This window comes from Pseudomonas sp. DR48, from assembly GCF_019823085.1.
Classification (GTDB): Bacteria; Pseudomonadota; Gammaproteobacteria; order Pseudomonadales; family Pseudomonadaceae; genus Aquipseudomonas.
The window spans coordinates 1458082-1474187 of sequence record NZ_CP081946.1; the positions used below are offsets into that span (position 1 = coordinate 1458082).

Genomic DNA, 16106 nt, shown 5'->3' on the forward strand with positions numbered 1-16106 from the left:
AGCAGCTGAAACACATTACTGGAGATTCACAATGTTCAAAGCCACTCCCAATCCCCCGGAAACCGACACCGGTTCCGACGCATCCCTCGAAACCGAAAAACTCAAGGAAGCCGACGACCGCGCCTTCGCTCACTACTTCCCGCCCGCTCACGAAAAACCGGGCAAGCGCCGCAAACACCACTTATTCACCGTTTCCCCCGATATCGACACCGAAGCCTTGCTGGCCAATGCCTCCGAAGATTTGCTCTCCATCAGCGCCATTGCGGCCGATCTGGCGGACGATGTGGAAGGATCACGCCGGTCGGTAGCCCTGGCGCTCAGCCGAATGGCGGATGGTGTGCACCTGTTGGTGGAGCGGGCGCTGGATCACCATGAGGTATCGCAGCTGAAGGTTCAGGCCGACGCTTAGCAGTCCGGTCTGTGGTGAATTAAAGGCCGCCTTCGCGAGCAGACTCGCTCTCACAGTTGAGCCTCAGCGAACACAATGTGTGTAAATGACTGGGCTCTGTGTGGGTGCGAATCTGCTTATGCTCGCGTAAGTAAAAACTTAATGGACTAAACATTCAGAGCCCCGTCCTACGACGCTCAAAGAACCGTCTTACATTTTTTCTTCGGCACGATTGTTAGTTTTTCGGTCACTCGCATCCGCCTCACAAATGAGGATGTGAGCACCTCAGCGGCCGTCGAAGGAACAAAGGATGTTTAACCACAGCCACCTCGCACGTTTCAATCTGACAATCCAGGACATGGAGAAGGATCTTCAAGTTCTTGAGTTCACAGGCCGGGAGGCGATTAGCACGCCTTATGCCTTCGATGTGGTTCTGGTCAGCGACAGACCGAACATTGATCGAGAAAGCCTGCTGCATAAACAAGCGTTTCTTTCCTTCAGCGATGGCAACGGTATTCACGGGCAAATACATCGCGTTGCCAAAGGCGATGCCGGTAGGCGCCTGACCCGTTACAGCATCACGCTCGTTCCTCGGGTGGCGTATCTGGTTCATCGCATCAATCAACGTATTTTTCAGCAATTGACCGTTCCGCAGATCATTGCGCAGGTGCTGGAGGAACACGGCATCCATCGTGATCTTCACCTGTTTCAGTTGGGTACCACCTACCCGAAACGTGAATACTGCGTGCAGTACGACGAGTCAGATCTGCACTTCATTCAACGCCTCTGCCAAGAGGAAGGTATCCATTACCACTTCAGGCACAGTCGCGATAAACATTTGATGGTCTTTGGCGATGACCAAACAGTGTTCCTCAAACTTGACCGGCCAACGCCCTACAAACAGGACAGCGGCATGGTGGCCCACGGGCCGGTGATCAAGCATTTTCAAGACCGGTTCGAAGCACGTCCCAGTCGAACCACCCGCCGTGACTACGATTTTGAAAAGTCCCGCATCCTGCTGGAGTCTGACTACCAACCTGACGCCCATCTCGCACAGCCAGACTTGGAAGACTACGACTATCCTGGCCGTTTTATCCTGCAAGAGCGGGGAAAACTGCTCAGTAAGCGAGCGCTGGAGCGCCATCGTGCCGACTACCTGCAAGTGGAGGGCAAAAGCGATCAGCCGATGTTGGTATCCGGCCACTTTCTGCAAATGTCGGAACATCCATGCACGGAGTGGAACGGTCTTTGGCTGCTGACAGAAGTTCGACACGAATGTAAACAGCCGCAAGTGCTTGAAGAGACCACCACCAGCGGTGTTTCAGATCATGAGAATGACTTTGTTCAAGGTTATCGAAACCAGTTTGTCGCCGCGCCGTGGGATGTTTTCTACCGTCCGCCACACGATTACGAAAAGCCGCGGATGCAGGGCAGTCAGACCGCCATGGTCACCGGCCCCAAAGGCGAGGAAATCCACTGCGACCGATATGGTCGGGTCAAGGTCCAGTTTTTCTGGGACCGCGAAGGTCGCCACGACGACAAAAGCAGTTGCTGGTTACGGGTGGCCTCCAATTGGGCCGGCAACGCCCATGGCAGCGTCACCATCCCGAGAGTGGGCATGGAAGTGCTGGTCAGCTTCCTCGAAGGTGACCCCGATCAACCTCTGATAAGTGCGTGTCTGGTCAACAGCGCCAACCCGGTGCCTTACGAACTGCCCGAACACAAAACCCGTAGCGTGTTTCGCTCCCGCAGTTCGCCGGACAGCAGCGGATTCAACGAATTGCACCTTGAAGACCGCACCGGCCAGGAGTTGATTTACCTTCGCGCCCAACGCGACATGGAGCAGAAGGTCGAAAACGATAGCCGTCTGGAGGTCGGCAACGAACGCAGGGAAACCATCAAGGGCAACAGCATCAGCGTTCTGGAGGCCGAAGAGCATCGAACCATCACCGCCGACCGTAGAGTTCAGCTCAAGGCAAACGACTACCTGCACGTCGCCAGCAACAGCCAAACCCGGGCAGAGCAAACACTGGTCGTCGAAGCGGGCCAGCAAGTCCACATCAAGGCCGGGGCACATCTTGTTCTGGATGCCGGGGCGAGCATCAGTTTGAGTGCGGGTGGTGAGCACATCGTGATTGGCCATGGCGGGATTTTCAGCAGCAGCGACATACAGCGCGGAGGTGCCCCGGTCGCGAGCGCAGCCGCCTCGTTATCCCTGCCAGGGTCAATGGACGGGTTGGTGGCGCCACCGAAGCTGCCCCCGATCATCGCGCCAAGCCAACGTGCGCTGATGGTAGCCAGCAGCGCGATGGGATCGGATTTCTGCCCGATTTGCGAGGCTTGCCGCGACGGTGTCTGCCTGACGCAAGGAGTCGCCGCATGAGTGATTCATTACTGCGCCAATGGATAACCGGGCAACGACGCAATGGCCATGCCCTGTGTATCGTTTTGGATTCACAGAACGAGCGCGATATACGCCAGGCTCTTTTGAAGACCTGCCAATTCGACCAATACCTGAGCGTGTACGGCAAAACGCCGTTAGCTGATCTGGCTGACGCTGGTCCGTTTGTCTTCACCCTTGATCCCGCCGACGACGTACACATCGACGAACTGCTCACGCATCCGGAGCGTAACTGGGGCTGGTTCGCCAGCATTCAACAGGGCGACCTGCCCGAACTTGTCAAACATTGGCAGGAGCGGCTGATTGTCGGCGTACGCCCTCATCAGTCGCTGTATCGCTTTCACGATAATCGGGTATTGGACCGAGCCCTTGCGCATCTACCTGTCGAGGCCTATCCGGCCTATCTCGGGCCGGCGATCAGTGTGTGCCATTGGCAGGGGGAGCGCTGGGAAAGCACCGGCAATCCAGCCCCCGGCACGTACCCTGTGCCAGATCAGCCGCTCTGGCACCAAGTCCCTTCAACCAATGAGCAGTCTGATCAGACTCGCCTGACCAATGCCCATCGTTACCTGCTGGCGGAACATGTCCGGGCCTACGCCCAACTTGCCGAGCAACATGACCCCGATGCGTGGCTGCGCGGCAGGCTGGCGCAGGCCGAGGCATGGGGCTGGCTGGCCCCGGAGCAATTGGAGCTTTTGCTGTCCCAAAGCTTGCAGGCGCCAGCCTATACACTGGCCCCGCACTGGCAAGTGCGGCCTAATGAAACCCCGACCGAGCACTTCGAACGGGTGCAACAGGCAACGGCATTTTGGCAAGGAGAAGCCCCGCTGTGAGAGGTGCATTACGAATCGCAAGTCTGGGCTGTTGCATCGCCTTCACCGCAGGCTGCGCCACCAGTCAGCCGAACACGTTCACCTTTACCGCCGATTTACCGCCCGACTTCGTATATCAGGCCATTGCCGTGTATGTGCCCGTCAAAGGTGAAACCTGCTCCGTACCGGGCGGGCGAAATACCGAAGTCGGGTACAACTTGAAGTGGCGTGAAAACTACCAGCCAACCGCTGAAATCCTCCTTCGCCGGACGGTCAGCGGCTGCCCGCTGGTCATCAGTCGCATCAAGCTGGATATCAACGCGACCTACGGCAAAACCCGGGGAGATTTTGACGGGGATATCGCCAGTGTGTTCATTCGCGACGAGGTGGAAGAACAGTACAAAAGTGTCGTTAACGAATTGGGCGAAACCACCTTCCGTGGTGAATGCCAATGGCTGTTTCGCACCGTGGGGCCAAAACGACGCATCGCGAAAATCCTCAACTGCAAAACAATCGATACCCAAGGCGAGCGGGGACGTGGCCAGCCTTTCGCGGCGTTTACCCCGGACCAGTTGCCGGGTAAAACCGTGAAGATGCACATCAAGTTGGCTGACGAGGAAAAGCCTGGCTGGGGAGACACATGGGTCAAAGTTCCGAATGGCTGGAAGCGCTGCATGGGCAAAGGCTATGAAGACCAACGTGCTTACTGCAATGGCAACTACGAAGACTTCAGCGGCTTTCTGATGCCCGACGGACGGCAATGCACCATTTATCCAGGCTGCACGGAATAAGGACATACCAATGACAACGTTGTATCAGCGGGTGAAGTGGCTGTTTAAAAGCGCGGCTATGGGTTTGGGCATCGCCTTCACTGCAGGCTGCGCCGCCAATCAGCCGAACACCTTTACCTTCACCGCCGATTTACCGCCTGACTTTGCATATCAGGCCATTGCCGTCTATGTGCCCGCAAAAGGTGAAACCTGCACCGTGCCGGGCGGGCGAAATACCGAAGTTGGGTACAACATGAAATGGCGTGAAAACTACCAGCCGACCGCTGAAATCCTCCTTCGCCGGACGGTCAGCGGCTGCCCGCTGGTCATCAGCCGCATCAAGCTGGATATCAACGCGACCTACGGCAAAACCCGGGGAGATTTTGGCGGGGATATCGCCAGTGTGTTCATTCGCGACGAGGTGGAAGAACAGTACAAAAGTGTCGTTAACGAGGCAGGCGAAAGTAACTTCTACGGTGAATGCCAATGGCTGTTTCGCACCTCAGGCAAGCCTCGCGTCCTCAGGAAAATCCTCAACTGCAAAACAATCGATGCCCAAGGCGAGCGGGGACGTGGCCAGCCTTTCGCGGCGTTCACCCCGGACCAGTTGCCGGGCAAAACCGTGAAGATGCACATCAAGTTGGCTGACGAGGAAAAGCCTGGCTGGGGAGACACGTGGGTCAAAGTTCCGAATGGCTGGAAGCGCTGCATGGGCAAAGGCTATGAGGATCAACGTGCTTACTGCAACGGCAATTACAAAGACTTCAGCGGCTTTCTGATGCCCGACGGACGGCAATGCACCATTTACCCAGGCTGCACCGAATAAGGAATTCACGACATGACGTCATTGGAAAAGGAACTGGAATCGCCGCTGAGCAGCCGCGTATTGGCATGTCCTGCACAGGGTCGATCGAGCAGCTTCCAACTGGTCGACGAGTTCGGCTCTGGCGAACCCTACGCAGGGTTGGCTTACGTGGTAACCGATTCAGAAGGAAAACCTACCACGGCAGCCTCGATGTTACCGGCACAGGCAAGGTTGTTAATCACTTTGCAGGACCGATTGCGCTCATCGTCGATCAAAAGTACCAAGGGTCAGAAGAGCTATATAAAGACTTACAAACCAGACCCCATTACCCCCTCGAAATCACCGAACTCCAGGTACGCGCCGAGCAAACCCGCTTTCTGAACCAAAACTCCACCCGCACCCGAGACAACCCCGCACAAACCTGCGCGGATCAATACGTTCAGGTCGAGGTGCGTCATCTGGTCAGGCATGTCTCGCATTTGCCCCCTGAGGTTTATCGCCATTACCCGCACAGTGCCGGACCGGCGAAAATCATGGGCAAGCATGGCGCGCTTGGCGTGACGCTGTTGCCGATGCAGCACACCGTGCTGGAAGTGCGGCCGCTGCGGGCCTTGCGCCCCATGCTGTCGACCGACACGGAGTTCTGCGCGCTAAACCTGTATCAACTGGCACTGATGGCCACTTTGAGTTATTGCCCCTTTGGCCAAAAACCCGATACGCACCCCGTCGAGACCATCACAGTGAGCTTTCCCCTGCAACCCAGCGTGGGCAACTGGTTCGGAGACGCACTGGCCAAGTTTGAAGAACTCGGGAAAGTCGATTCGGCGCAACCAACCGCTTACTACCCGCTGTATGAGGACGTGCCGTACTCCAAACGACTGGAAATCGTGCCCTTCGACCCAGCCCTCTATGCCGTAAACAGCCCTGAACTGAAAGATGATCAGGAACATCCCGCTGTAGTGCATTTTTTCGACGACGGGAAGGTTGGTGCAGAATCCACCGATACCCAGGCCTTCATCACTCACCACGACGAGATGATCCTGATTTCAGTGCGTGGTACCTTCGAAATCATGGCGGATGGCCTGCGCGATGCCGATGCGCTTCAAGTGCCGTTTGAAGACACTGACAGCAAAGTACACCGTGGTTTTTACGAGGCAGCGCAGAAAACCTACGACTTTGTCGTCAAATACCTCGACAGGTTTTATGCCGGTCAAAAACTGCTGATCTGTGGCCACAGCCTCGGTGGAGCGGTGGCATTGCTACTCTCGGAAATGCTGCGCCGCAGACCGGAAGGCTACAACATCCAGCTCTACACCTACGGCGCACCTCGCGCAGGCGATTCCAATTTCACAAAAAGTGCAAAACAGCTGGTGCATTACCGAATGGTCAACCACAACGACCCGGTGCCGAGCGTGCCCGGCACCTGGATGAACACCAAGGCGGGTGTTTTCGGAACGGGCGCGGCACTGACCTTCGTCAACGTGCCGGCTGGCCTCTCGGTATTTGTTGCCGGCATCACTAACTGGACAGGCGAACCCTACGACCATCACGGCACCCTGCGTCATGCGATGCCGGTGCAGTTCAGCCGCAAGGAAGTGTCCATGATCCTGTGGGAGCCCGGCTGCGACACCATCACCCAGCATGCCGCGTGCTCGGTAGCCATCCAGCAAAAAAACGGGCTACCGGACAGACCGACGTTACTGACCCAACTCTTTAACGCCGGACACCACTCGATGGTCGGCAGCTACATTCCCGCGTGCTGGGCATCACTCAAGCGTTCACAGGAGGCTCTAAAGAAAAAACACTCCCTCGTTACCGACGGGGAGTTTGGATTGGTAGAGCAGGCACTCAAACGCATCACCGAGCAGTTGCGTGCCAAGCGAAGTCAAATGCCGAACTCCACCCCGAAACATCAAGAAACTTACAGGCCGGGAGTCGAAGCCTTCAGTCTTGAGGTCGACAAAGTGCACGTCACGCTCGCTCGACTGAAAACCTTGCGGGACCAGCGTATCGGCGAAAAAGAGGTCTACGGATCGCTTTCGACTCAGCCCGAGCGGCTGGCAGAAAACCTTCAACGCTGGCTTGCCCATGCCGAAAATCAAGTCAAGGAGCAGTTGGCCATGGCGCCAAGCAGCGGGAATGATGAGGCGTTACTGGCGTCGATCTACGGACATACCATCGGGGCACCGCATACCCTCGATATCGATTCGATTGTTTGAAAAAAGGCAATGGGCGACGGGCGCTGGACCACCATGAGGAATCGTACTGAAGGTTCAGGCCGGCGCTTAACAGACGGGGCTGCGGTGAACTCATGATCGTTCCCACGCTCTGCGTGGGAATGCAGCCTGGGACGCTCTGCGTCCCATCCAGAGCCGAACGCGGAGCGTCCGTTGAGGCATTCCCACGCAGAGCGTGGGAACGATCAGTGGGCTAACCCCGCTTTAACGAGCAATTCCTCCAACGCCAGCAAATCCGGCACCTTGGCCACTTGCTCCCCGACCTGCACCGCCGCCTGTTCCAGTGGACACAACGGCACGTCCACATAGCTCAATTGGCTGTCGAGTTTGTAGGAGCGCGGAATCCCTTGCACCAGCAGCGCGATGAATTTCAGCTCTGGTCGACCACCGAGGGCATTGAGAATGACGATTCGTGCCCGTTCGCCGATGACGATTTTCTGGCCGCATGCCGACTCGAAACTGAGCAGCGGAATCTGCCGGTCCCGCCACTGCACCAGCCCCAGGTACCACGGCGGCGTATCCAGATCGAACGCCCCCGGCTGATAGTCGATCAACTCCGCCACCGCAACGTTGGGCAGGATCAGGTTGCGGTCGGCCAGAGGCAACAGCAGACCGGTGAGGTTGCTGGTGCGTTGTTCATGCATGGGTTTTGCTCCATAGGGCAATGCTTTCGAGCAGCACCGATTCCTGGTACGGCTTGCCGAGGTAGTCGTTGACGCCGATGGCCATGGCGCGATCGCGGTGTTTCTGCCCGGTGCGCGAGGTGATCATGATGATCGGCAGGTGTTGCAATCGTTCATCAGCGCGCACCTGAGTCGCCACTTCGAAGCCGTCCATGCGCGGCATTTCGATGTCCAGCAGCATCACGTCGGGCATGTGCTCCTGGAGCAGCAGCATGGCGTCGACACCGTCCTTGGCCGTCAATACGTTCATGCCGTGACGTTCGAGCAGACGGCTGGTGACCTTGCGCACCGTGACCGAATCGTCGACCACCAGCACCAGCAGCGGTTTGTGCGGTTCTACCTCGACATCTTCCGACATCGGCCGTTGTGGCACGCGCGCCTGCATGGCGCGGATTGGCGCCAACAAGTCGAGAATCAGCACCACCCGCCCGTCCCCCAGAATCGTTGCCCCGGACAAACCCTGTACCGCGGCAAACTGCGGACCGAGACTTTTCACCACGATCTCGCGGGTGCCGGCCATGGCGTCGACATGCACGGCGATGTGCCGTTCGTTGCATTGCACCAGCAATACCGGCAGCGGCAGGCTCTGGCCCAGCAATTTCGGGCGCGTACTGGTTTTCAGCAATTCACCCAGGTAGCACAGCTCATACGTTTGCCCGGCGTATTGGTAGGTCGGCGGATCGAGCCGGTAATGGCCTTCGAGTTCGTTGGGCAGCACGCGAACAATGCCGTCGATGGTGTTGAGTGGAATCGCGTACAGGTCATCCAGGCACTGCACCATCAGGGCCCGGTTGACCGAGACGGTGAACGGCAGACGGATGCGAAAGTGCACGCCCTGGCCAGGCACCGAATCGATGCTCATGGTGCCGCCGAGCTGCCGGACTTCTTCGTGAACCACGTCCATGCCCACGCCACGCCCGGAGATCTGGGTGATTTTCTCGGCGGTGGAGAACCCCGGCTGCAGGATGAATTGCAGCACGTCGTGGTCGCTGAGATCGGCGTCCGGCGCCAGCAACCCGCGTTTGATTGCCTTGCGCCGCACAGCTTCCAGCGGCACGCCGGCGCCGTCGTCGCGGATGTCGAAAATGATGTCGCCGCCTTCTCGGGACAGGTCGAGGGTGATGCGGCCCTGAGCCGGTTTGCCGGCCGCAATCCGCGCCTCGGTCGATTCCAGGCCGTGGTCCACTGCGTTACGCAGCATGTGTTCCAGCGGCGCGGCCATGCGCTCAAGCACGTTGCGGTCCATCTCGCCTTCGGCGTTGCCGACCACAAACTCGACGTCTTTGCCCAGTTCACTGGAGACCTGGCGCACGATGCGTTTCAGGCGCGGCAGCATGCGTTCGAACGGCACCATGCGCGTGCGCATCAGGCCTTCCTGCAATTCGGTGTTGATGCGGCCCTGCTGTTGCAACAGGTTTTCCGCGTCCTGATTGCGTCGATCGAGGGTTTCCTTGAGGTCGAGCAGGTCGGAAGCAGACTCGAACAACGCCCGCGACAGTTGCTGCAACTGCGAGTGACGGTCCATTTCCAGCGGGTCGAATTCTTCGTAGCCCAGGCGTTCGGCATCGACTTGCTGACGACTGAGAATTCGTCCCTGGGTTTCGGTATCGAGCCGGCGCAGTTGATCGCGCATGCGCTCGATGGTGGTTTCCATCTCGTTCAGGGCCACCCGCGCATCGTTGACCTGCTGTTCGATACGGCCACGGAAGATCGATGTTTCACCCGCCAGGTTGACCAGGTCGTCGAGCAGTTCTGCCGAGACCTTGACCATGTCCGCGCCCGCCTCGCTCAGTGGCGAGGCAGTCTCGGCCTTGGGCATGGCGGCGGGCGTCACCACTGGCGTATCGAGAACAGCGGGATGACTGAAGTTCTTGATCGCATCGATCAACTGCTCGGCCGGTGGCAGAGGTTGTCCGGCGCGCGTGGCATCGAGCATTTGTGCCAGTCGGTCGTGACTGCTTTGCAGGAGGGAAAACAGCGCCGGGGTCGGTTGCAGCACGCCAGCGGACAGGCCTTCGTAAAGAAATTCGAGTTCATGGGCCAGGTCGCCGATAGGGGCAATTTCCACCATCCGCGCGCCGCCCTTGAGCGTGTGCAGGTCGCGCAGCAGGGTTTCCACTTCCTGACGGTTATTCGGTTCGGCTTGCCAGCGCACGAGTGCCGCACCGGAGTTTTCGATGATGTCGAAACCTTCCTCGAGGAAGATCTCCAGCAGCTCGGGGTCATGGCCAGGCGAGTCGTTGGCGGGCGCTGGATGCGCCGCGTCAGCGCCGATGACATTGCCTTGTCGGAACTTGCGAATCGCCTCGATCAGATCGTCCGGGGCATCCAGCGTGTGTTGGTTCTGCAGTTGATCAAGCTGCACTGCGAGCCGGTCATGGCTCTGTTGCAGCAGCTGCGCAAGGGTTTCGCTGTGGCTGTAACGGCGGTCCACCAGGCCTTCGTAAAGACTTTCCAGCTCATGGGCCAGATCGCCGACTGGCTCGACCTCGGCCATCCGCGCGCCGCCCTTGAGGGTGTGCAAATCACGCTGCAAGGATGACAACGGCGCGGCGTTATCCGGATCACTCAGCCAGCGCTGCAAGGCCTGGCCGGCACTCTCAAGGATATCCACCGCTTCTTCGAGGAAGATCGAAACAATTTCATCGTCCAGCTCGACCTGAGTCGCCGTCTGTTGCAGTTCGGCGGTGGCACTGCCGAGTTCGCGAATGCTCAGGCTGCGGCTGCCATCACTGCGGATCAGGCCCATGGACGAAGGATCAAGGCTTTCATCGAGCAAGCCACGCAAGGCCCGGATGCGTTCCGGTTGCGGGCTGACTTCCTGGCCGGCGGCCAGTTCGTCGAGCATGTTGATCAGCGCTTCATGGGCACTTTGCGCCTCGTGGAAAAACCGCTCGCTGACTGCCAGGCTGCTCTCTTCCACCGCACCATAGAGGTCGAGCAAGGCTTCGCAGAGTTCGTCCACCGGATGCAGATCGGCCAGGTGCGCGCCTTCGCCCAGGGTGGTCAATTCGTCGAGCAACGCGCTGAGTTCCTGACGCTCGCCGGGGTGCTGTTGCCAGCGCTGCAACAGGCTTTCGGCGTCCAGCAGGATGTCCATGCCCTGGGCCAGGAAGTTATTGATCAACTGCGGATCACGCTTGGTGCGTTGTGCCGTGGTCGGCGCCTTCTGTAGCGCGTCCAGGCGCTCGGCGAGCAGTGATTTGGTGCGTTCGATCAACGAAGGAGCACCCGCAATCTCGGCCAGCGGATCATCCTTGAGTTGCCGCAGCCCGAGGCGGAACAACCCTTCGGCCTCCAGCAGCAACTCGACTTCATCCAGATCGAGGGCGATCAGGTGGGCTTTGTATTCACGGGCCAGTTGATCCAACGGGGTCGCCAGTTCGGCGATCGGCAATACGCCGGCCATCGAGGCGCTGCCCTTCAAGGTGTGTAACGCCCGCTGCAACTCGTCGCTGGCCTGCAGCGGCACATGCTCGGCAGCCTGGTCGAGGAAGCGGTTGAGGCTGGCGAGATGGGTTTCGGCTTCCTTGCGGAAGATCTCCAGCAATAGTGGATCGAGGGCTGCAACGTCCTGGGTATCTTCATCGCTGGCAGGCGTCTCGCCCTTGGCGAGGGCGTGGGCGCGAGCAGCCAGATGGTCGACTTCGTTGCATTGGCGCTGGGCGTTGGCGGCGAATTCGGCCACTAGTTGCGGCAGCAGTTTCAATGCATCGCCGAGCAGTTGCTGGACAGCAGGGCCAGGCGCGACGCTGCGCTCCAGCACACGGTTGAGCAGGTTTTCCATCGCCCAGGCCAGCTCGCCGAGCACCAGCGCACGCACCATCCGGCCACTGCCTTTCAAGGTGTGGAACGCCCGGCGCAATTCACTCAAGGCGGCCTGATCGTCGGGATTGGCCAGCCAGCGCGGCAGATAATCACGGAGGACTTCCAGAACCTCGTCGGTTTCTTCGAGGAACACTTCCCGCAGCTCATCGTCCACCGGTTCTTCACCGGCGGGCGGCGGCAACAGGCTGCCAGGAATGTTCAGGGCGGGCGGATTGACCGACGACACCGGGCTGGCCAGGACATCGGCGAGCGACTTGACGGTGTCGGGATCATCCAGCGCCTGCAGGTCCTGCATGACTTGGGCTTCGCTCGGGCTGAGTACATCTTCGAGCATCGGCACGTGCTGTTCGCTTGGGAAAAACCCGAGTGAAGCCAGGCTTTTTTCCGCCACGTCGAGCAGTTGTTCGCCGGGTGCTTCGGGGTCGTCACTCAGACGCTCAAGGTAATACTCGATGCTGGTGATGACGTCAGCGAGGCTGTCCAGTTCCTGCCAACCGGGCTGGCCCGGTTCCAGCAGCAGATGCTCGCGGATGAAGTGATTGCAGGTTTCGATCAGGCTCGCCGCACGGCCCAGCGGAATCATCGACAGCGCGCCACGCACTTGGGTCAGCAAAGCAGGCAATGCCTGCAACTGCTGGCGGTCCCAGTCGGCGTCGATGTAGTCGACGATCATGTCCTTGGCCTGTTGCAGGCAGATGCGGGCTTCCTTGATCACGATCTGATGGATCTGCGTCAGGTCGATGGTCGGCAGATGACTGTCTTCCTGGCTTTCCGGCTCGACGGTGCCGACCATGCCGGCCAGCGTTGCTTCGACGTAGAGCAAGGCGCCGGCAACGTCCATGAGGATGGCGTCGTTGGGTTCGCGTTGGCCCTGAGCGAGGCTCAGCACCACCGCCAGTTGATCGATGATCACTTTGCGCGGCTGGCCGAAGCCCAGCACCGCCAGGGTGTCGGCGATTTGTCGCAGCGGCGCCAGCAGGTTGCCAAGGTCGGAGGTGTGCTGGCGATCGCTGCGCACGAACAGGTCCAGGTGTTCCTTGACCCGCACCAGTTCTTCACAGAGCGCGGCCAGGACCGAGCGCATGGCATCGCGGTCGGGGCCGGCCAGACGTGCGCGTTCTTCGTCGACCATTGCACTGTCAGGCAGCGCGTCGTCCAGTCCGTAGCGATCTTTCATGGTCAGCATCTGCCCGGTGGGGTGTTCGGCTTTGGCAATGTAGAACAGCAAACTTTTAAGCAGCTCCGGCGGTGCCGGCTGATTGATTGCGCTCATGCCTTGTTCAAGCAGGCGCTTGAGTTCTTTGTCGGCGTCCTTGAACAGGCTGCGCAAGGCCGGACTGTTGGCGATCGCGCCGGCGCGCATGCCTTCGACCAGCGCCGAGGCAACGTGCCATAACGGGCTCAGCGGCGCATCGGCGCACAGCCCTTCCAGGCGTGAAAAAACCTTGGCCAGGTAATCGAGGTTGGTCTCGCCATCCTGCTCACGCAGCAATCCAACCAGGGCCATCTGCAACATTTGTCGCAACTTGCGCAGCACATTTGGCAAATCCGCCGGTTCCAGCAGTGCCAGCGATTCTTCGCCGAGCGGCGGCAGGTCCGGCAACTGCGGGCTGAACAGACTGGTTTCCGATAACAGGCTTTCGCCCCGGGCGCTGCGCAGGTCATTGATCAACGGCAGCACGACCAAGGGCAAATCGCGGCGCGCGCCTTGTACCCGGTCGAGGTAGATCGGCAGTTGTCCGAGTGCTTGCATCAACAGATGGATCGCCTCGTCGCGATGGCTGACGCGTTTGTTCAGCAAGGCGCTCGTCAGTTGCTCCATCTCTTCGGCGAGCAAGGCCGCGCCGTAGAACTCGACCATCTGCAAACTGCCGTGAACCTGGTGGATGCACGCCAGGCAATCGCTCAGCATGTGCGTCGCCTGAGGGTCATCCAGCAGGTTTTCGATAGCCTGATGAGCCACTTTCAGCGTTTCGGCAATCTCGCCTTTGACCCATTCAAGGGCCACATAGTCGTGCCGATCACCCATAACCACTCCAAATCACTGCTCTACTCAAAAAAAAGCATTCGCCCAGCGGCGCTTCACACTTTATCCGCAGCCTGCACCTTGGCGGCCGGCAAGGTGAAACCGGACACCGAACGCCGCAGCTGGCTGGCCATTTTCGCCAGATTACCGATGCTTTCGGCGGTGGCGGTAGAACCCGACGAGGTCTGCGTGGTGATCTGCTGGATGACATTCATCGTCAGGGAAATCTGCCCCGCCGAAGACGTCTGCTGCTGCGCGGCGTTGGAAATACTCTGGATCAGCGCCGCCAGGGTCTTGGACACGCCTTCGATTTCTTCCAGGGCCACGCCGGCATCGTGCGCCAGACGCGCGCCACGCACCACTTCGGTGGTGGTTTGCTCCATCGAAATGACCGCTTCGTTGGTGTCAGCCTGAATCGCCCGCACCAGGGTTTCGATCTGCCGGGTCGCGGCGGACGAGCGCTCGGCCAGGCGTTGCACTTCGTCGGCCACTACCGCAAAACCGCGCCCGGCGTCACCGGCCATGGAAGCCTGAATGGCCGCGTTGAGCGCAAGGATGTTGGTCTGGTCGGCGATGTCGTCAATCAGGCTGACAATATCGCCAATTTCCTGAGAAGACTCGCCAAGGCGCTTGATGCGTTTGGCGGTGTCCTGGATCTGCTCGCGAATGTTGTCCATGCCGTGGATGGTGTTGTGCACCACCTCGTTACCCTTGTTGGCAATTTCCACCGAGCGCTCGGCCACCGCCGAGGATTCGGCGGCGTTGGCCGACACTTGATCGATGGACTGGGCCATGTCGTTGATCGCGGTGGACGCTTCGCTGATCTGTTGCGCCTGATGCTCCGACGCCTGGGCCAGGTGCATGGCGGTGGCCTGGGTTTCCTGCACGGCGGCGGCCACCTGGCCGGCGGTGAGGTTGATGGTCGCGACCAGATCGCGCAGTTGATCGACGGAATAGTTGATCGAGTCGGCGATGGTCCCGGTGAAGTCTTCGGTCACCGAGGCGGTGACGGTCAGGTCGCCGTCAGCCAGATCCTCGATCTCGTCGAGCAGGCGCATGATCGCGGTCTGGTTGCGCTCGTTCTTTTCGGCGGTTTCACGCAGCTGGCGATTGGTTTCGCGCACCATCACCAGGCCGATGAGGATGATCGACATCAGCGCCAGTAGACCCAGCACGTAGCCGCCGAGGGTATCGGTGTCGCGCCCGCCGGCCAGGTTCTCGAACCCGGTGGCCAGGTGCGAGGCTTCGTCGAGCAGGGTTTGCGACAGGGTGAAGATATTGGTCGCCGATTCACGAACCTTGAACAGCTCCGGCGAGGTTTCGAGGATTTCATCCACAGAGCCGGAGACAAACTCGAACAGCTCGGAAATCTCGGTCAGGCGAGCGCGCGCATCGCGGTCTTCGACCTGGCTGACCCGCAATGCCGCATTGCCCTGGAGCATGCCGTTTAGCACTTGACCGAATCGCGCGGCGTCACGACCGAACGCGTCAGCGGCTTGCTGCGAGTTTTCATCGCCGGACAGCACGGTGTTGACCGCGCCGAGAATACGTTCGGCGAGCAACGACTGACGCTGGGCCATGGCCACCTGAGCCGCCGGCGCGCCCCGTTGCAGGAGGATTTCGACGACTTTTTCGTACTCGACCTGCAACTGCGGCACGGTTTCGGCCAGCGTCGCGGCGACCTGATGCAGCGACAGCACGGTCTGCTCACTGGAGAGAATCGCATCGGTGTTTTTCAGCAGGCGCTCCCAGTCCTGCTGCACGGCGCGCATTTCCGGGCGCACGGTGGACGGTGCTGGCGGCAGGCCGGTGGCCGGGTCGCCCTTCTTCAGGTAACCCCAGCGCTGGGCAAAATCGTTGCGCGCATCGCTCAGCAACTTGAACGCCGCCGCCTTGCCGGCGGCGGCTTCAGTGGCGTTCTTGGCAATGCGCTGGGACAGCACGCGCAACTCGCCGGCGTGGCCGATGTACTGTTTGTCGTACGAGGCTTGCGTATTGAGGTAAGCGAAGTTGGCGAACAGCAGCATGATGAAGATGATCAGCGCGATAAACAGCACGATGATCTGCGAGCGGCTGCGCGATGCTTCCGGCTTGCCTGTTGTTGTTTTGATCATCGGTCCTCGCCTGTTAACCAACGTTTAGACCCCACCAAAGAA

The 16106-nt window shown here is 59.5% G+C and carries 8 protein-coding genes and 1 pseudogene; 6 read left to right on the plus strand and 3 right to left on the minus strand.

Features of this window, described 5'->3' with window-relative positions; all coding sequences use genetic code 11:
* Positions 1 to 31 precede the first annotated feature (31 nt).
* The 6 genes and pseudogenes from K5K95_RS06715 (at position 32) to K5K95_RS06740 (ending at position 7395) form a co-directional block, all read left to right on the plus strand.
* A complete protein-coding gene (locus K5K95_RS06715) occupies positions 32 to 409 on the plus strand; it encodes a DUF6124 family protein (protein WP_222588826.1) in 378 nt (125 codons plus the stop codon).
* A 289-nt stretch (positions 410 to 698) separates the two neighbouring features.
* On the plus strand, positions 699 to 2771 hold the full coding sequence (locus tag K5K95_RS06720) for a type VI secretion system tip protein VgrG (RefSeq protein WP_222588827.1): 2073 nt from the start codon (positions 699 to 701) through the stop codon (positions 2769 to 2771).
* Entirely contained in the window at positions 2768 to 3622 is an 855-nt protein-coding gene (locus K5K95_RS06725) for a DUF4123 domain-containing protein (protein WP_222588828.1), read from the plus strand. Before K5K95_RS06720 ends, K5K95_RS06725 begins: the two co-directional genes overlap by 4 nt.
* A complete protein-coding gene (locus K5K95_RS06730; RefSeq protein WP_222588829.1) occupies positions 3619 to 4392 on the plus strand; it encodes a hypothetical protein in 774 nt (257 codons plus the stop codon). Before K5K95_RS06725 ends, K5K95_RS06730 begins: the two co-directional genes overlap by 4 nt.
* Before the next feature lie 10 nt (positions 4393 to 4402).
* Positions 4403 to 5197, plus strand: coding sequence for a hypothetical protein (locus tag K5K95_RS06735; protein WP_409999714.1), 795 nt, complete (start codon positions 4403 to 4405; stop codon positions 5195 to 5197).
* A gap of 12 nt (positions 5198 to 5209) precedes the next feature.
* Positions 5210 to 7395, plus strand: a pseudogene (locus tag K5K95_RS06740) (lipase family protein).
* A 203-nt stretch (positions 7396 to 7598) separates the two neighbouring features.
* Here the strand turns inward: K5K95_RS06740 and K5K95_RS06745 are convergent.
* The 3 genes from K5K95_RS06745 to K5K95_RS06755 are packed head-to-tail and all read right to left on the minus strand — an operon-like array spanning position 7599 to position 16064.
* Positions 7599 to 8057 (minus strand): chemotaxis protein CheW, encoded by a 459-nt coding sequence (locus K5K95_RS06745; RefSeq protein WP_222588830.1) that lies wholly within the window; start codon positions 8055 to 8057, stop codon positions 7599 to 7601.
* Positions 8050 to 13953: an Hpt domain-containing protein gene (locus K5K95_RS06750; protein ID WP_222588831.1), complete on the minus strand. Its 5904-nt coding sequence runs from the start codon at positions 13951 to 13953 to the stop codon at positions 8050 to 8052. The genes K5K95_RS06745 and K5K95_RS06750 overlap by 8 nt, the downstream gene beginning before the upstream one ends.
* Positions 13954 to 14006: 53 nt before the next feature.
* Positions 14007 to 16064 (minus strand): methyl-accepting chemotaxis protein, encoded by a 2058-nt coding sequence (locus K5K95_RS06755; protein ID WP_222588832.1) that lies wholly within the window; start codon positions 16062 to 16064, stop codon positions 14007 to 14009.
* Positions 16065 to 16106: the final 42 nt, after the last annotated feature.